Origin of the sequence: Enterobacter sp. JUb54, from assembly GCF_014298075.1 — a bacterium.
Classification (GTDB): Bacteria; Pseudomonadota; Gammaproteobacteria; order Enterobacterales; family Enterobacteriaceae; genus Klebsiella; species Klebsiella lignicola.
Window position 1 is genome coordinate 4,591,400 of the sequence record NZ_CP060418.1, and the last position, 16,799, is coordinate 4,608,198.

Annotated in this window: 15 protein-coding genes and 2 tRNA genes; 13 read left to right on the top strand and 4 right to left on the bottom strand. The window is 52.2% G+C overall.

The genetic code is table 11. The features are described from left to right. Positions 1 to 52 precede the first annotated feature (52 nt). Positions 53 to 346 (bottom strand): ribosome assembly RNA-binding protein YhbY, encoded by a 294-nt coding sequence (gene yhbY / locus HF679_RS21245; RefSeq protein ID WP_004139797.1) that lies wholly within the window; start codon positions 344 to 346, stop codon positions 53 to 55. 124 nt (positions 347 to 470) lie between these two features. On the opposite strand from yhbY, the gene rlmE reads away from it, so the two are divergent. The 7 genes from rlmE to HF679_RS21280 all read left to right on the top strand — a co-directional run bounded on the left by rlmE (position 471) and on the right by HF679_RS21280 (position 6,686). Further along, a complete protein-coding gene (gene rlmE, locus HF679_RS21250) occupies positions 471 to 1,100 on the top strand; it encodes a 23S rRNA (uridine(2552)-2'-O)-methyltransferase RlmE (RefSeq protein ID WP_123756323.1) in 630 nt (209 codons plus the stop codon). 99 nt (positions 1,101 to 1,199) lie between these two features. Then, positions 1,200 to 3,134 (top strand): ATP-dependent zinc metalloprotease FtsH, encoded by a 1,935-nt coding sequence (ftsH, locus tag HF679_RS21255; protein ID WP_123756324.1) that lies wholly within the window; start codon positions 1,200 to 1,202, stop codon positions 3,132 to 3,134. 101 nt (positions 3,135 to 3,235) lie between these two features. Next, the gene (gene folP / locus HF679_RS21260) at positions 3,236 to 4,084 is read left to right on the top strand and encodes a dihydropteroate synthase (protein ID WP_187042361.1); all 849 of its coding nucleotides are present in this window, start codon (positions 3,236 to 3,238) and stop codon (positions 4,082 to 4,084) included. Then, the gene (glmM, locus tag HF679_RS21265; RefSeq protein WP_123756326.1) at positions 4,077 to 5,414 is read left to right on the top strand and encodes a phosphoglucosamine mutase; all 1,338 of its coding nucleotides are present in this window, start codon (positions 4,077 to 4,079) and stop codon (positions 5,412 to 5,414) included. The genes folP and glmM overlap by 8 nt, the downstream gene beginning before the upstream one ends. Before the next feature lie 297 nt (positions 5,415 to 5,711). Further along, positions 5,712 to 6,041 carry a preprotein translocase subunit SecG gene (gene secG / locus HF679_RS21270; RefSeq protein ID WP_100684841.1) on the top strand — a complete coding sequence of 110 codons (330 nt, stop codon included), beginning with the start codon at positions 5,712 to 5,714 and terminating at the stop codon, positions 6,039 to 6,041. A 9-nt stretch (positions 6,042 to 6,050) separates the two neighbouring features. Then, positions 6,051 to 6,137, top strand: a tRNA-Leu gene (locus tag HF679_RS21275). 147 nt (positions 6,138 to 6,284) lie between these two features. Beyond that, entirely contained in the window at positions 6,285 to 6,686 is a 402-nt protein-coding gene (locus HF679_RS21280; RefSeq protein WP_123756928.1) for a hypothetical protein, read from the top strand. 41 nt (positions 6,687 to 6,727) lie between these two features. Here HF679_RS21280 and HF679_RS21285 read toward each other — a convergent pair whose 3' ends face one another. From HF679_RS21285 to argG, 3 genes are all read right to left on the bottom strand, one after another. Next, on the bottom strand, positions 6,728 to 7,279 hold the full coding sequence (locus HF679_RS21285; protein WP_123756327.1) for a YfaZ family outer membrane protein: 552 nt from the start codon (positions 7,277 to 7,279) through the stop codon (positions 6,728 to 6,730). Between the two features lie 480 nt (positions 7,280 to 7,759). After that, positions 7,760 to 8,389: a winged helix-turn-helix transcriptional regulator gene (locus tag HF679_RS21290; protein ID WP_123756328.1), complete on the bottom strand. Its 630-nt coding sequence runs from the start codon at positions 8,387 to 8,389 to the stop codon at positions 7,760 to 7,762. 169 nt (positions 8,390 to 8,558) lie between these two features. Next, complete coding sequence (gene argG, locus HF679_RS21295) at positions 8,559 to 9,902, bottom strand: argininosuccinate synthase (protein WP_123756329.1); 1,344 nt, start codon at positions 9,900 to 9,902, stop codon at positions 8,559 to 8,561. Positions 9,903 to 10,356: 454 nt separating this feature from the next. On the opposite strand from argG, the gene HF679_RS21300 reads away from it, so the two are divergent. The 6 genes from HF679_RS21300 (at position 10,357) to truB (ending at position 16,757) form a co-directional block, all read left to right on the top strand. After that, positions 10,357 to 10,433, top strand: a tRNA-Met gene (locus HF679_RS21300). A gap of 206 nt (positions 10,434 to 10,639) precedes the next feature. Next, a complete protein-coding gene (gene rimP / locus HF679_RS21305) occupies positions 10,640 to 11,092 on the top strand; it encodes a ribosome maturation factor RimP (RefSeq protein ID WP_148060396.1) in 453 nt (150 codons plus the stop codon). Positions 11,093 to 11,119: 27 nt separating this feature from the next. Further along, entirely contained in the window at positions 11,120 to 12,607 is a 1,488-nt protein-coding gene (nusA, locus tag HF679_RS21310; protein ID WP_123756331.1) for a transcription termination factor NusA, read from the top strand. Between the two features lie 24 nt (positions 12,608 to 12,631). Beyond that, positions 12,632 to 15,316 carry a translation initiation factor IF-2 gene (infB, locus tag HF679_RS21315; RefSeq protein ID WP_123756332.1) on the top strand — a complete coding sequence of 895 codons (2,685 nt, stop codon included), beginning with the start codon at positions 12,632 to 12,634 and terminating at the stop codon, positions 15,314 to 15,316. A 95-nt stretch (positions 15,317 to 15,411) separates the two neighbouring features. Beyond that, positions 15,412 to 15,813 (top strand): 30S ribosome-binding factor RbfA, encoded by a 402-nt coding sequence (rbfA, locus tag HF679_RS21320; protein ID WP_004106092.1) that lies wholly within the window; start codon positions 15,412 to 15,414, stop codon positions 15,811 to 15,813. Further along, positions 15,813 to 16,757, top strand: coding sequence for a tRNA pseudouridine(55) synthase TruB (gene truB / locus HF679_RS21325; protein WP_123756333.1), 945 nt, complete (start codon positions 15,813 to 15,815; stop codon positions 16,755 to 16,757). Before rbfA ends, truB begins: the two co-directional genes overlap by 1 nt. Positions 16,758 to 16,799: the final 42 nt, after the last annotated feature.

Below are 16,799 nucleotides of genomic sequence, written 5' to 3' on the forward strand. Positions count from 1 at the left end.
CCCGTAGAAATCCCTCGTTTTACACAAAGTTGTGTAGAGTTTCAGGATATTCTTAGCGTGGCAGCGAGATTTTACGCTCTTTAGTTGGGCGATACAGGACCAGCGTTTTACCGATGACCTGTACGTTACAGGCGCCGGTTTCGCGCACGATAGCTTCCACGATCAAGGTTTTCGTTTCGCGGTCTTCCGATGCGATTTTCACCTTGATGAGCTCATGGTGCTCTAACGCTTGTTCGATCTCGGCCAGTACCCCTTCGGTCAAACCATTATTGCCAAGCATAACTACCGGCTTGAGCGGATGTGCCAGACCTTTCAGGTGCTGTTTTTGTTTAGTACTCAGATTCATCGTATTTTTTTGCTTACGTTGGGATTGAAAACGGTTCATTCTACCGCCATCTCCCATATATCGCCAAACTACCGTGTCGATTTTTACGTCGCAAAGTATGATGAACCCGAAATGGGAATGTTAAATGACAGGTAAAAAGCGTTCTGCCAGCTCAAGTCGCTGGCTTCAGGAACACTTTAGCGATAAATATGTTCTCCAGGCGCAGAAAAAGGGGTTACGTTCCCGCGCCTGGTTTAAACTTGATGAAATACAGCAAGGTGACAAAATTTTTAAACCGGGGATGACGATTGTTGACCTCGGCGCTGCCCCCGGTGGCTGGTCGCAATATGCGGTTACCCAAATCGGAAACAGCGGCCGCATCATCGCTTGCGATCTTTTACCGATGGATCCAATCGTTGGTGTGGACTTCCTTCAGGGCGATTTTCGTGATGAATTAGTCCTGAAAGCGTTACTGGATCGTGTAGGTGACAGTAAAGTACAGGTTGTCATGTCCGATATGGCGCCAAATATGTGTGGAACACCGGCGGTGGATATTCCCCGGGCCATGTATTTGGTAGAGCTGGCGCTTGGAATGGCTCGTGATGTATTAGCGCCAGGTGGTAGTTTTGTAGTGAAGGTGTTCCAGGGCGAAGGCTTCGATGAGTATCTTAGAGAAATTCGCTCCCTGTTTACGAAGGTCAAAGTTCGTAAGCCGGACTCTTCTCGCGCCCGTTCGCGTGAAGTGTACATTGTAGCGACCGGGCGTAAACCATAACCGGTAGATTTCAAACGAAAGTTTGAAAGACGCTGGATATAGAGTATCCTGACGCTGTTTTTAACACAGTTGTAATAAGAGGTTAATCCCTTGAGTGACATGGCGAAAAACCTAATACTCTGGCTGGTCATTGCCGTTGTGCTGATGTCAGTATTCCAGAGCTTTGGGCCCAGCGAGTCTAATGGCCGTAAGGTGGATTATTCAACCTTCCTGCAGGAGGTCAACCAGGATCAGGTTCGCGAAGCGCGTATCAACGGACGTGAGATCAACGTTACCAAGAAAGATAGTAACCGTTACACGACTTACATTCCGGTTAACGATCCGAAGCTGCTCGATAACCTGTTGACGAAAAACGTCAAAGTGGTTGGCGAACCGCCGGAAGAGCCGAGCCTGCTGGCTTCCATCTTCATTTCCTGGTTCCCGATGCTGTTGCTGATCGGCGTCTGGATCTTCTTTATGCGGCAAATGCAGGGCGGCGGCGGAAAGGGCGCGATGTCCTTCGGCAAAAGCAAAGCCCGAATGCTGACGGAAGACCAGATCAAAACCACTTTTGCTGATGTCGCCGGTTGCGATGAAGCGAAAGAGGAAGTCGGTGAGCTGGTTGAATACCTGCGTGAACCGAGCCGTTTCCAGAAGCTGGGCGGTAAAATCCCGAAAGGCGTCCTGATGGTCGGCCCTCCGGGTACCGGTAAAACGCTGCTGGCGAAAGCTATCGCTGGTGAAGCAAAAGTACCGTTCTTCACAATTTCAGGTTCTGACTTCGTAGAAATGTTTGTTGGTGTGGGCGCATCCCGTGTGCGTGACATGTTCGAACAAGCTAAGAAAGCAGCACCGTGCATTATCTTCATCGATGAAATCGACGCCGTAGGCCGCCAGCGTGGCGCGGGTCTGGGCGGTGGTCACGATGAACGTGAACAGACACTTAACCAGATGCTGGTTGAGATGGATGGTTTTGAAGGCAACGAAGGCATCATTGTTATCGCTGCAACTAACCGTCCTGACGTTCTTGACCCTGCGCTGCTGCGTCCTGGTCGTTTCGACCGTCAGGTTGTGGTGGGGCTGCCGGATGTTCGCGGTCGTGAACAGATTCTGAAAGTTCACATGCGTCGCGTCCCGCTGTCGCCAGATATCGATGCGGCCATCATTGCGCGCGGTACTCCAGGCTTCTCCGGTGCTGACCTGGCAAACCTGGTCAACGAAGCGGCACTGTTTGCTGCCCGTGGCAACAAACGCGTCGTCTCGATGGTTGAGTTCGAAAAAGCGAAAGACAAAATCATGATGGGTGCGGAACGTCGCTCCATGGTGATGACGGAAGCGCAGAAAGAATCTACCGCTTACCACGAAGCGGGCCACGCGATTATCGGCCGTCTGGTACCAGAGCACGATCCGGTCCACAAGGTAACGATTATCCCACGCGGTCGCGCGTTGGGTGTGACCTTCTTCCTGCCGGAAGGCGATGCTATCAGCGCCAGCCGTCAGAAACTGGAAAGTCAGATTTCAACCCTGTACGGTGGCCGTCTGGCAGAAGAGATTATCTACGGCGTGGAACATGTTTCTACCGGTGCGTCTAACGACATTAAAGTCGCGACTAATCTGGCACGTAACATGGTGACGCAGTGGGGCTTCTCTGACAAACTCGGTCCGCTGCTGTATGCGGAAGAAGAAGGCGAAGTCTTCCTGGGCCGTAGCGTCGCGAAAGCGAAGCATATGTCCGATGAGACTGCACGTATCATCGACCAGGAAGTGAAATCACTGGTTGAACGTAACTACAATCGTGCTCGTCAGATTCTGAACGACAACATGGACATCCTGCATTCGATGAAAGATGCGCTCATGAAATATGAGACCATCGATGCACCGCAGATTGATGACCTGATGGCTCGTCGTGACGTTCGCCCGCCGGCTGGCTGGGAAGATCCGAACGGCAGCAATAATTCTGGCAGCAATGGTACGCCGAGTGCGCCGCGTCCGGTCGATGAACCGCGTACGCCGAACCCGGGCGGCACCATGTCAGAGCAGCTGGGCGACAAATAAGTTAGCCGCTGTTGATGCTGTTGTAGATATCGAAACCCCGGGGCGTCCGCCGCTCCGGGGTTTTTCTTTTTATTAACCTTTCCTGATTCAGGGATTTCGTGATGAAACTCGCAGCCCAGGGCTCAATCCTCGACCTCTCCCATCCACACGTGATGGGGATCCTTAACGTGACTCCCGACTCCTTCTCTGACGGCGGCACGCATAATTCGCTGGTAGAAGCGGTAAAACATGCCAACCTGATGATTAATGCGGGAGCGACTATCATTGATATCGGTGGTGAATCGACGCGCCCTGGTGCGTTAGATGTCAGCGTCGAGGAAGAGTTAGCGCGCGTTATCCCGGTGGTGGAGGCTATTGCTCAGCGTTTCGAAGTCTGGATTTCTGTGGATACCTCGAAACCTGAAGTGATCCGCGAGTCCGCGCGGGCAGGGGCGCATATTATTAACGATATCCGCTCGCTGACCGAACCAGGCGCCTTAGAAGCCGCCGCGCAAACCGGGCTGCCGGTATGCCTGATGCATATGCAGGGCCAGCCGAAAACCATGCAGGAAGCGCCGAAGTATGACGATGTCTTTGCCGATGTTGTCCACTTTTTCACCGAGCATATCGTGCGCTGCGAGCAGGCCGGCATCGCAAAAGAGAAATTGTTGCTCGACCCAGGATTCGGTTTCGGTAAAAATCTTTCCCATAATTATGAGCTGCTTGCTCGACTTGGTGAGTTCCATCATTTCGGTCTCCCCCTGTTGGTCGGTATGTCGCGTAAGTCGATGGTGGGTCAGTTGCTCAACGTCGGACCGACGGAACGCCTCAGCGGCAGTCTGGCTTGTGCAGTAATTGCAGCGATGCAGGGCGCGCAGATCATTCGCGTCCATGACGTCAAAGAAACGGTAGAAGCGCTACGCGTGGTGGAAGCCACTCTGAGCACAAAGGAAAATAAACGTTATGAGTAACCGCAAATATTTTGGCACCGATGGTATCCGTGGCCGCGTAGGCGATTCACCTATTACTCCGGAATTCGTACTCAAGCTGGGCTGGGCGGCGGGTAAGGTACTGGCGCGTCACGGTTCACGGAAAATCATCATCGGTAAAGATACCCGTATCTCCGGCTATATGCTGGAATCGGCGCTGGAAGCAGGACTGGCGGCCGCAGGGTTGTCGGCCTCTTTTACCGGCCCAATGCCAACGCCAGCGGTGGCTTACCTGACGCGTGCCTTCCGCGCGGAAGCCGGGATTGTGATTTCGGCTTCGCATAACCCGTTCTATGATAACGGCATCAAGTTCTTCTCCATTGAAGGTACCAAGCTGCCGGACAATGTCGAAGAAGCCATCGAAGCCGAAATGGAAAAAGAACTGACCTGCGTCGATTCTGCAGAGTTAGGTAAAGCCAGCCGTATTGTCGATGCGGCCGGCCGCTACATTGAGTTCTGCAAAGGCACCTTCCCGAACGAACTGAGCCTGAATGCCCTGAAAGTCGTGGTTGATTGCGCGCACGGTGCGACCTATCACATCGCACCGAATGTGTTCCGTGAGCTGGGTGCTCAGGTGATTGCAATGGGTTGCGAACCTAACGGTCTCAATATCAATGAAGAGGTCGGGGCGACCGATGTGCGCGCCCTGCAGGCGCGGGTATTGGCAGAAAAAGCCGATCTTGGGATTGCCTACGATGGTGATGGCGACCGCGTTATTATGGTCGACCATGAAGGTAACAAGGTCGACGGCGACCAGATTCTGTACATCATCGCCCGTGAAGGGCTGCGTCAGGGCCAGCTGCGCGGTGGCGCGGTGGGAACACTGATGAGCAACATGGGTCTGGAGCTGGCGCTCAAGCAGCTGGGGATCCCGTTTGTTCGGGCAAAAGTGGGCGACCGCTATGTCCTCGAGAAGCTGCAGGAAAAAGGCTGGCGTATTGGTGCCGAAAACTCAGGCCACGTTATCCTGCTGGACAAAACCACGACCGGTGACGGTATCGTTGCCAGCCTGCAGGTTGTTGCGGCGATGGTGCGTAACCACATGAGCCTGCATGACTTGTGCAGCGGCATGAAAATGTTCCCGCAAATTCTGGTTAACGTGCGCTTCACCGAAGGCAGCGGCAATCCGCTGGAGCATGAAAACGTCAAAGCGGTCATGGCGGAAGTGGAAGCGGCATTAGGTAACCGCGGTCGCGTGCTGCTGCGTAAATCGGGTACCGAGCCGTTAATTCGCGTGATGGTTGAAGGTGAGCACGAAGAGCAGGTGCATGAATTTGCGCACCGGATCGCAGATGCAGTGAAAAACGCCTGATTAAGCCAATGTGCTTCGCTGACCTGTTTAGCCGGGTGACCCGGAGCAGGGCGATAATCATGTAGGTTGATGTGGTTCTATGTGTTTAAAAAGGCGGCGTTTGCCGCCTTTTTCTTCGACCCAAAAGCGCTTTTTGCTGTTTTTTTCCGCAGTTGATACAATGCACCGAAATTGCCCTTGCGAAGGTCATTCGCTTTGGTTAGTATTCACACCCGCTTCAGTGGGAAACGTTAATACGTCCCGCTTTATTGGTTGAAGCAATTGGTATGCGGCGAATCCGCAAGGAACAGGTTGATTATGCAAGAAGCTCTTTTAGTTGTTTTCCTTATTGTGGCGATTGGTCTCGTTGGCCTGATCATGCTGCAGCAAGGTAAAGGCGCTGATATGGGAGCCTCCTTCGGAGCAGGCGCTTCCGGCACGTTGTTTGGATCCAGCGGTTCTGGTAACTTCATGACCCGCATGACAGGTATCCTGGCAGCGTTGTTCTTCATCATCAGTCTGGTGCTGGGTAATATCAATAGCAACAAGACCAATAAAGGAAGTGAGTGGGATAACCTGAGCGCGCCGAAAACTGAGCAGACTCAACCCGCAGCACCGGCACAGCCGAGCAGCGATATCCCGCACTAAGATTTCTGTACCGAGGTGGTGGAATTGGTAGACACGCTACCTTGAGGTGGTAGTGCCCTAACGGGCTTGTGGGTTCGAGTCCCATCCTCGGTACCAATATTCCGAAAGAAAGACGCTGAAAAGCGTCTTTTTTTTCGTCTGTAGTTTGCGTTTGTTTATTTATAAATAACTCTTCACTGGTCTTGATCCCTGCGTAATCGCTAAAGTCGCGCCCATCTATTCAGAAGAGGTGAAGTGACGCAGATGAAGAAGTTCAGGTCGTTCATTATTGCAGGCGTCCTGTGTTTGTCCGGATGCAGTACCACGCCATCGGCGGATACGGTCGATACCATTAATACCTTAACGGTGCCGGTATTACATAGTGATACACAACCTTCAGGACAAAGTGGTCAGGCGGTCGTGAGCTGTTTTCAGGATAATACTGCGCTGATTAGTAGCCTGAGCCAGTCACTCAAAGATAACTACTTGCAGGATGTCTCGAAGAAAGACATCTTTGATAAAGACAGTGATGCGTTCCATGTCTATAGCGCACTGACGAAACTGGAACAGATGTCTGCGATGAATGAGGTTTATCGTAAAGAGAACAATATTGCAGGCCTGCAGGTGATTAACCGGCTACTGAAAACCGTACCCGCGGTTGCTTAAGTGAATAAGGGATTGCCAGCGGCAATCCCTTTTGCATGCTATCAGAAACGGAAGTTGAAGCCCGCATAAGCACCATCGGCGAGGGTGTTATCGCGATGGCTGTTTTTCCCCGCCATATCGATATAGCGATATCCTGCTTCAATACTCAGCGATTTAATAACGTTCACCCGCACCCCGGCGTTAGCTTCGACATAGTCGTCGACGCCGCTGGACATGGAATCCGGGGAATAATAGGTTTCACCAAACAGGGTAAAGAAATCCCCCAACGGCAGCTGTGCACCGCCACCCATCGCGACCGCATAGCCTTCATCGCCATCTTTCGGATTCAGGTACAGCGCTTTTCCTCCAAGGGTCAAAAGAAACGGACCGAGGTTGAAGTTATAACCCATGCCTAACCCGGCAACATCACCATCGTTATCGCTGTGTGCCCAGTTACCGTTGAACGTCATGCCCGGATCTTCCGCGCCGAAACTGGCGGAGAGGTTAGTGAACTCCTCTCCCGCCTCGCCGTGCAAATTGACGGATGCGCAGGCAGCACTGCTTGCGCTGAGCGCTGCAACTAACAGAACTGATTTCGGAGTGATCATGCTCATTGTTGAATTCCTTCAGGTAAAAAAATACCCGATACGAGCGTTCGGGCAAATGATTAACGGTTTTTTGGGTTTAATCGTTATTAGCTGAAGCGCTTTCCGTTATCACCAGCACGGCAGGGAGAACGATACTTATGCTTTGCTGATGACTGGAAGCGTGGCAGGCGTGCTCCGACAACGGAACATGTGATATCAAGAATCAGACCGGTTTAATCCGCTATGCGTCTTCAGGGATAGCTGAAAGCGCATGTCTTTCCGTCCACTTGTGTACCGAAGCACGTCTGGTGAGCGGAGCAGGGAATACCATCGCTATTTCTGAGCCTGTTTTTCAGCTTTCAGTACACTTTTCAGTGTGATAAATACAGGGGCTCAGAATAAAAGTATTTATCGCTTGTCGTTATCGTTTGTTTGTTTAAATTTAAATTCGCTTGCCGGTACCCGGCGCGACGACGATAGATAAGCGATAAATAGCGTGATGGCTAATCAGAATTTCTCAGGAAGTGAATTTACGTTTTGCAGATAACCGCCACGGGCGAACTCAATGTAGCCTCCCTTTTTTAACGCCGACAGGACATTGAGAATACTGCTGCGTGAAAGGTGGGTACGGTCCTGGATATATTCAAGAATGGAGACGCGTAAGCGTGTCTCTTCCGGTAACAGCAGCATCTCCATCAGATGATTGCGGATAACCGAATAGGTGCGTTGCTGTAATACCAGATCGTCGCGATACACCAGGTAAGAGGTGTGGTAGGCCAGCAGGCGAGTGACCTCTTCCCACAGATTATGTTCGCGGAACAGTTTGATGGCGTGCTCGCTGTCGATTCGCAACACATCGGAGGCGACTTCAGCGCGCAGGGCATGGCTATGGCTGGGTTGCAATATTTCCGCTACGCCAAACAGATGCGGTTCATAGACCGTCACAATCAATAATTTGTCGGAAGAACGAATGACCGATAGCTCACCTTTTTTTAAAAGATAGAGCTGCGTCTTGCCTTTATAGCTTGGGGTCAGCCTTTTTCTGGCGACGACATTCATTGGTGTCGCGTACGGTTCGAGCATTTCCAGAAGACGGTTGATTGCCTGGTTTGGCCTGACCGGGGGATTAATATTCATTGTGATCCTCACGGGGTCAAGGATAAATGTATTCGGCTGATTATAGACAACAATTATAAGAAATTGCGACAGGTAAAAATTTTCGGGCCGTCATTTGCACATCGATGGTAGCACATCACAGTAAAAAGCCGACGGATTAGCGTCGGCTTAGTGCACAGGGAAAAATAGCTTATTTGTCTCTGTTTTCCAGATTCTCAACCTGAGGAAGGCCGGTCGCCGAAGAGGCGGTCAGCAGACCCGATTGCGCGTAACCAAACAGTTTGTCACGGGTGTCGGTGATATCCAGATTACGCATTGTCAGCTGGCCAATACGGTCTTCCGCGGAGAACATCGAGTCACCTTTTTCCATCGTTAAACGCTCTGCCTTGTAGGTCAGGTTGTCGGAGACGGTGTTCAGGATGGAGTAGTCGTTACCGCGACGCAGTTCCAGCGTGACTTCGCCAGTGATGGCGCTCGCCACCCAACGTTGCAGCGCGTCACGCAGCATCAGCGCCTGCGAGTCAAACCAACGACCCTGATACAGCAGACGACCTAACTGACGACCGTGAGCATGATACTGCTCGATGGTATCTTCGTTGTGGATGCCGGTCAGCAGACGCTCGTAGGCGATATGCAGCAGCGCCATCCCCGGGGCTTCGTAGATGCCACGGCTTTTTGCTTCGATGATGCGGTTTTCAATCTGGTCGCTCATACCCAGACCATGACGGCCACCGATGCGGTTCGCTTCAAGCATCAGCTCAACATCATCGCTGAAGGTTTTACCGTTCAATGCCACAGGGTGACCCTGCTCAAAACGGATGGTGACTTCTTCAGCCGGAATTTTTACGCTCTCATCCCAGAATTTGACGCCCATAATCGGGTTAACGATTTTGACGCTGGAGTTCAGAAACTCCAGATCTTTCGCTTCATGGGTGGCGCCCAGCATGTTGGAGTCGGTTGAGTAGGCTTTTTCTACAGACATTTTGTAGTCAAAGCCGCAGGCGATCATAAACTCAGACATCTCCTGACGGCCGCCCAGCTCATCGATAAAGTCGCTATCCAGCCACGGTTTGTAGATTTTCAGTTCGGCGTTGGTGAGCAGGCCATAACGATAGAAGCGTTCGATATCGTTGCCTTTATAAGTACTGCCGTCACCCCAGATGTTCACGCCGTCTTCTTTCATTGCCGCAACCAGCATGGTACCTGTTACCGCACGACCCAGCGGGGTGGTGTTAAAGTAGGTCAGGCCACCGGTGGTATTGTGGAACGCGCCACACTGGATAGCGGCGATACCTTCTGCGACCAGCTGCTTACGGCAGTCGATCAGACGAGCGCCTTCGGCACCGTACTCTTTGGCGCGACGAGGAATCGCATCGTAGTCCTCTTCGTCCGGCTGACCCAGGTTCGCGGTATAGGCATAAGGCACTGCGCCTTTTTTGCGCATCCACAGCAGTGCGGCGCTGGTATCCAGTCCACCAGAGAAAGCGATACCAATGCGTTGACCAACCGGGAGATGCTTAAGAATCGTCGTCATAAAATAAAACCCTGCTAGATAGACTGTTGTGAGTTCGGTTTATCAAGTCGTAAAACCTGTCCCATTTGACTATTCTGCCTGCCGTTTTTTTTCCGGACATCGCACATAATCGTGACGAACATTGACGCTGCTCTGGTGACTGCGCGCTTTCCGTGCCCAAAGTGGCGGTAACAATAGCATCAAGTGGAACAACTTTTTATTGCATGTTTATGCATTAATTGTGAGTTTTCATTTAATCATCTTTTGCGGATGACAGGAAGTGATTCATTGCTTTTTTGCTAAAAAAGAGCGAAATGACAGCACAAATGGGAACAGGACATGACGAAATACATGTTGACAAAATATAGGGTTTATCAATAAACTTTACCACGATTTTATGTCCCGTCCTCGGTACCAAATCCCAGCAGTATTTGCGTCTTTTACTCATTAAGAGTAAAATATGCCACGTTTCAGGCGCGGGGTGGAGCAGCCTGGTAGCTCGTCGGGCTCATAACCCGAAGGTCGTCGGTTCAAATCCGGCCCCCGCAACCACTTTCCCATTGAGTACTTTTTCAAATATACTGTGAGGACCTGGTCCTTCGTAGCCGAATTTGAAAGAATTCTCCTGGAAGGTGTTCCAGATCGCAGTTGCGATCGCAGGGTTCAGTTATCTAAAACCCCGATTTATCGGGGTTTTTTGTTATCTGACTTCAGAATAACTGGGCGATACGCCCTTTTTTTATGTCTTGGGGGTGGGTTTGTCCACATTAGAGCAAAAATTAACAGAGATGCTCACTGCGCCGGTTGAAGCGCTTGGCTTTGAGCTGGTCGGCATCGAATTCGTTCGCGGTCGCACGTCCACACTGCGCATCTATATTGATAGTGATGATGGCATCAATGTTGATGATTGTGCTGATGTGAGCCACCAGGTCAGCGCTGTCATGGATGTCGAAGATCCAATCACCGTAGCTTACAACCTGGAAGTGTCTTCACCTGGTCTTGATCGCCCGATGTTTACCGCCGAACACTACGCGCGTTTTTCCGGTGAGGAAGTCTCGCTGGTACTGCGTATGGCGGTGCAGAACCGTCGCAAATGGCAGGGCATTATCAAAGCGGTAGACGGTGAAATGATCACGGTAACCGTTGAAGGCAAAGATGAAGTGTTCGCGCTGAGTAACATCCAGAAGGCGAACCTGGTTCCCCACTTTTAACAGTCTGGATTGAGGTGAAAGGCCCCGATGAACAAAGAAATTTTGGCTGTTGTTGAAGCCGTTTCCAACGAAAAAGCGCTGCCGCGCGAAAAGATTTTCGAAGCACTGGAAAGTGCACTGGCAACGGCAACCAAGAAAAAATACGAACAAGAGATCGATGTGCGTGTAAGCATCGATCGTCGTAGCGGTGATTTTGACACTTTCCGTCGCTGGTTGGTCGTTGAAGAAGTGACCCAGCCAACGCGCGAAATCACGCTGGAAGCGGCGCGCTACGAAGACGAAAGCATGAATCCTGGCGACTTCGTTGAAGACCAGATTGAATCCGTCACCTTCGACCGTATCACCACGCAGACCGCGAAACAGGTTATCGTGCAGAAAGTGCGTGAAGCTGAGCGCGCCATGGTGGTTGATCAGTTCCGTGAGCACGAAGGTGAAATCATCACTGGCGTGGTGAAGAAGGTAAACCGCGATAACATCACTCTGGATCTGGGCAGCAATGCTGAAGCCGTGATCCTGCGTGAAGATATGCTGCCGCGTGAAAACTTCCGTCCTGGCGACCGTATTCGCGGCGTTCTTTACGCTGTTCGTCCGGAAGCTCGTGGTGCTCAGCTGTTCGTCACTCGTTCCAAGCCGGAAATGCTGATCGAACTGTTCCGCATTGAAGTGCCAGAAATCGGCGAAGAAGTGCTCGAAATTAAAGCGGCTGCCCGCGATCCTGGCTCTCGTGCGAAGATTGCAGTAAAAACTAACGATAAGCGTATCGACCCGGTTGGCGCTTGCGTTGGTATGCGTGGCGCGCGCGTTCAGGCGGTTTCTACCGAACTGGGCGGCGAGCGTATCGATATCGTCCTGTGGGATGATAACCCGGCGCAGTTCGTGATTAACGCAATGGCTCCGGCTGATGTCGCGTCTATCGTGGTTGATGAAGATAAACACACCATGGATATCGCGGTTGAAGCGGGTAACCTGGCGCAGGCGATTGGCCGTAACGGTCAGAACGTCCGTCTGGCCTCGCAGCTGAGCGGCTGGGAACTCAACGTCATGACCGTTGATGATCTGCAGGCGAAACATCAGGCTGAAGCCCACGCGGCGATCGATACCTTCACTAAATATCTTGATATTGATGAAGATTTCGCCACGATGTTGGTTGAAGAAGGCTTCGCTACGCTGGAAGAACTGGCCTATGTGCCGGTAAAAGAACTGCTGGAAATCGACGGTCTCGATGAAGACACCGTTGAAGCACTTCGTGAGCGTGCGAAAAACGCGCTGACCACGTTGGCGCTGGCTCAGGAAGAAAGCCTGGGAGATACTAAACCTGCTGAAGATTTACTGAATCTGGAAGGTTTAGAACGTTTGATGGCTTTCAAACTGGCTGCCCGTGGCGTTTGTACGCTGGAAGATCTCGCCGAGCAGGGCATTGATGATCTGGCTGATATCGAAGGGTTGACCGACGAAAAAGCCGGAGAGCTCATCATGGCCGCCCGTAATATTTGTTGGTTCGGCGACGAAGCGTAATAAACTGTAGCAGGAAGGAACAGCATGACAGATGTGACCATTAAAGCGCTGGCCTCAGAGATTCAGACCTCTGTGGATCGCCTGATACAGCAGTTTGCTGATGCAGGGATTCGCAAATCGGCTGATGATTCTGTGACAGCGCAAGAGAAACAGACCTTGTTGTCGCACCTGAACCGTGAACACGGCTCGGCGCCCGACAAGTTAACGCTGCAGCGCAAAACGCGTAGCACGTTGAATATTCCAGGTACCGGTGGAAAGAGTAAATCGGTACAAATCGAAGTCCGCAAGAAACGCACCTTTGTGAAACGCGATCCGCAAGAGGCAGAACGCCTTGCCGCGGAAGAGCAGGCGCAGCGTGAAGCGGAAGAGCAAGCCCATCGTGAAGCAGAAGAAACTGCCAAGCGAGAGGCGCAATTAAAAGCTGAACGCGAGGCCGCAGAACAAGCTAAACGTGAAGTCGCTGAGAAAGCGAAACGTGAAGCCGCGGAAAAAGACAAAGTGAGCAATCAACAAACCGACGATATGACCAAAACCGCCCAGGCTGAAAAGATCCGCCGTGAAAACGAATCAGCAGAGCTGAAGCGCAAATCTGAAGAAGAAGCGCGTCGTAAGCTTGAAGAAGAAGCGCGTCGTGTTGCGGAAGATGCCCGCCGCATGGCCGAAGAAAATGAGAAAAATGGTGTGAATGCCGAGCCGACTGAAGACACCAGCGATTACCACGTGACCACCTCTCAGCATGCCCGTCAGGCTGAAGATGACAATGACCGCGAAGTTGAAGGTGGTCGTGGCCGTGGCCGTAACGCCAAAGCCGCACGTCCTCAGAAGAAAGGTAACAAGCACGCAGAATCCAAAGCCGACCGTGAAGAGGCTCGTGCAGCCGTTCGTGGCGGTAAAGGTGGTAAGCGTAAAGGTTCTTCTCTGCAACAGGGCTTCCAGAAGCCTGCGCAGGCTGTAAACCGTGACGTTATCATTGGCGAAACCATCACCGTGGGTGACCTGGCCAACAAAATGGCCGTCAAAGGTTCTCAGGTCATCAAAGCAATGATGAAGCTGGGCGCAATGGCGACCATCAACCAGGTCATCGACCAGGAAACCGCACAGCTGGTTGCCGAAGAGATGGGTCACAAAGTTATCCTGCGTCGTGAAAACGAGCTGGAAGAAGCGGTAATGAGCGACCGTGATACTGGCGCTGCGGCAGAAGCCCGTGCACCGGTTGTGACCATTATGGGTCACGTTGACCACGGTAAAACCTCGCTGCTGGACTACATTCGTTCAACGAAAGTGGCATCTGGCGAAGCGGGTGGCATTACCCAGCACATTGGTGCATATCACGTTGAAACTGAAAACGGGATGATCACCTTCCTGGATACCCCGGGTCACGCCGCGTTTACCTCCATGCGTGCTCGTGGTGCTCAGGCAACGGATATCGTTGTTCTGGTTGTTGCTGCCGATGATGGCGTGATGCCGCAAACTATCGAAGCTATCCAGCACGCGAAAGCAGCGCAGGTACCGGTAGTCGTTGCAGTGAACAAAATCGACAAACCAGAAGCTGACATGGATCGTGTTAAAAACGAACTGTCTCAGTACGGCGTTATGCCGGAAGAGTGGGGCGGCGAATCTCAGTTCATCCCAGTATCTGCGAAAGCCGGTACCGGTATCGACGATCTGCTGAACGCCATCCTGCTGCAGGCTGAAGTTCTGGAGCTGAAAGCCGTTCGTAAGGGTATGGCAAGCGGTGCGGTTATCGAATCCTTCCTGGATAAAGGTCGTGGTCCGGTTGCTACCGTTCTGGTACGTGAAGGTACTCTGAACAAAGGCGATATCGTTCTGTGTGGCTTCGAATATGGCCGCGTTCGTGCAATGCGTAACGAACTGGGTCAGGAAGTTCTGGAAGCAGGTCCGTCCATTCCGGTGGAAATCCTCGGTCTGTCCGGTGTTCCGGCTGCCGGTGACGAAGTGACCGTTGTTCGTGACGAGAAAAAAGCGCGTGAAGTTGCGCTGTATCGTCAGGGCAAATTCCGCGAAGTCAAACTGGCACGTCAGCAGAAGTCCAAGCTTGAGAACATGTTTGCTAACATGACTGAAGGCGAAGTTCACGAAGTGAACGTGGTACTGAAAGCAGACGTTCAGGGCTCTGTGGAAGCGATCTCTGATTCTTTACTGAAACTGTCCACCGACGAAGTAAAAGTGAAGATCATTGGTTCTGGTGTCGGTGGTATTACCGAAACCGACGCGACCCTGGCTGCGGCATCCAACGCTATCCTGGTGGGCTTCAACGTACGTGCTGATGCATCTGCACGTAAAGTTATCGAAGCGGAAAGCCTGGATCTGCGTTACTACTCCGTCATCTATAACCTGATCGACGAAGTGAAAGCAGCGATGAGCGGCATGCTGTCTCCGGAACTGAAACAGCAGATCATTGGTCTGGCTGAAGTGCGTGATGTGTTCAAATCGCCGAAATTCGGCGCCATCGCGGGCTGTATGGTTACCGAAGGTATCATCAAGCGTCATAACCCAATCCGCGTTCTGCGTGACAACGTGGTTATCTACGAAGGCGAGCTGGAATCCCTGCGCCGCTTCAAAGATGACGTTAACGAAGTCCGTAACGGCATGGAATGTGGTATCGGTGTTAAGAACTACAACGACGTTCGCGTTGGCGATATGATCGAAGTATTCGAAATCATTGAAATCCAACGTACTATCGCTTAATTGCTGATGGTAGGCCGGGTTAGCACAGCGCCACCCGGCACGCATTCTAAAAAGGGGCTAAGGCCCCTTTTTTGTCTTTATCTGGAGAATCTATTATGGCGAAAGAATTCGGTCGCCCGCAGCGTGTGGCTCAGGAGATGCAAAAAGAAATTGCTATCATCCTGCAGCGTGAAATTAAAGACCCGCGTCTGGGTATGATGACGACAGTCTCTGGCGTCGAAATGTCCCGCGATCTGGCTTATGCCAAAGTGTTTGTGACCTTTCTGAACGACAAAGACGAAGCCGCGGTTAAAGCGGGTATCAAAGCGTTACAGGAAGCATCCGGCTTCATCCGTTCTCTGCTGGGTAAAGCGATGCGCCTGCGTATCGTGCCGGAACTGACCTTCTTCTACGACAACTCACTGGTCGAAGGGATGCGCATGTCCAACCTGGTGACCAGCGTGGTGAAACATGACGATGAACGTCGTGTGAACCCGGACGACAGCAAGGAGGACTAATGAGTCGTCCTCGTCGTCGCGGTCGTGATGTGCACGGCGTACTGCTGCTGGATAAGCCTCAGGGCGCCTCCAGCAACGATGTACTGCAAAAAGTAAAACGTCTTTATAACGCGAACCGGGCAGGGCACACCGGTGCGCTGGATCCGCTGGCAACCGGCATGCTGCCGGTTTGCCTTGGCGAAGCCACCAAGTTCTCTCAGTACCTGCTGGATTCCGATAAGCGCTATCGCGTGATTGCCAAACTCGGGCAGCGCACCGATACCTCCGACGCCGATGGTCAGGTGGTTGAAGAGCGCCCGCTGACGTTTAGCGATGAACAGCTGGCGGCAGCGCTGGACAGTTTTCGTGGCGAAACCCAGCAGGTACCGTCGATGTACTCGGCGCTGAAGTACCAGGGGAAAAAGCTGTACGAATATGCCCGTCAGGGGATTGACGTGCCGCGTGAAGCCCGCCCGATTACCGTCTACGAACTGCTGTTTATCCGTCATGAAGGTGACGAGCTGGAGCTGGAAATTCACTGCTCAAAAGGCACCTATATTCGTACGATTATCGACGATTTAGGTGAGAAGCTGGGCTGCGGCGCGCATGTGATTTTCCTGCGTCGTCTGGCTGTCAGCAAATATCCGGTTGAGCGGATGGTGACGCTGGAACAGCTTCAGGCGCTGGTCGAACAGGCCGCCGCGCAGGATATTCCTGCCGCGGAGCTGCTTGACCCGCTGCTGATGCCGATGGACAGTCCGGCATCGGATTATCCGGTGGTTAATATTCCAGAAACATCGGCTGTTTACTTTAAGAACGGTAACCCGGTTCGCACATCAGGCGTGCCGTTCCAGGGGCTGGTTCGTGTCACCGAAGGTGAAGCCGGGACGTTTCTCGGGATGGGTGAGATTGACGATGAAGGCCGCGTGGCACCACGTCGCCTGGTTGTTGAATACCCAGCTTGAGGGCTGTTCTTGCGATAAAAGCCGGCTGCGAGTAGAATATCG

Bases quoted from the DNA above. Each gene is read 5' to 3' on its own strand.
- argG (WP_123756329.1), bottom strand. From the start codon at position 9,902: ATGACGACGATTCTTAAGCATCTCCCGGTTGGTCAACGCATTGGTATC.
- rlmE (WP_123756323.1), top strand. From the start codon at position 471: ATGACAGGTAAAAAGCGTTCTGCCAGCTCAAGTCGCTGGCTTCAGGAA.
- infB (WP_123756332.1), top strand. From the start codon at position 12,632: ATGACAGATGTGACCATTAAAGCGCTGGCCTCAGAGATTCAGACCTCT.
- ftsH (WP_123756324.1), top strand. From the start codon at position 1,200: ATGGCGAAAAACCTAATACTCTGGCTGGTCATTGCCGTTGTGCTGATG.
- nusA (WP_123756331.1), top strand. From the start codon at position 11,120: ATGAACAAAGAAATTTTGGCTGTTGTTGAAGCCGTTTCCAACGAAAAA.
- HF679_RS21290 (WP_123756328.1), bottom strand. From the start codon at position 8,389: ATGAATATTAATCCCCCGGTCAGGCCAAACCAGGCAATCAACCGTCTT.
- secG (WP_100684841.1), top strand. From the start codon at position 5,712: ATGCAAGAAGCTCTTTTAGTTGTTTTCCTTATTGTGGCGATTGGTCTC.
- rbfA (WP_004106092.1), top strand. From the start codon at position 15,412: ATGGCGAAAGAATTCGGTCGCCCGCAGCGTGTGGCTCAGGAGATGCAA.
- truB (WP_123756333.1), top strand. From the start codon at position 15,813: ATGAGTCGTCCTCGTCGTCGCGGTCGTGATGTGCACGGCGTACTGCTG.
- yhbY (WP_004139797.1), bottom strand. From the start codon at position 346: ATGAATCTGAGTACTAAACAAAAACAGCACCTGAAAGGTCTGGCACAT.
- folP (WP_187042361.1), top strand. From the start codon at position 3,236: ATGAAACTCGCAGCCCAGGGCTCAATCCTCGACCTCTCCCATCCACAC.
- glmM (WP_123756326.1), top strand. From the start codon at position 4,077: ATGAGTAACCGCAAATATTTTGGCACCGATGGTATCCGTGGCCGCGTA.
- HF679_RS21280 (WP_123756928.1), top strand. From the start codon at position 6,285: ATGAAGAAGTTCAGGTCGTTCATTATTGCAGGCGTCCTGTGTTTGTCC.
- HF679_RS21285 (WP_123756327.1), bottom strand. From the start codon at position 7,279: ATGAGCATGATCACTCCGAAATCAGTTCTGTTAGTTGCAGCGCTCAGC.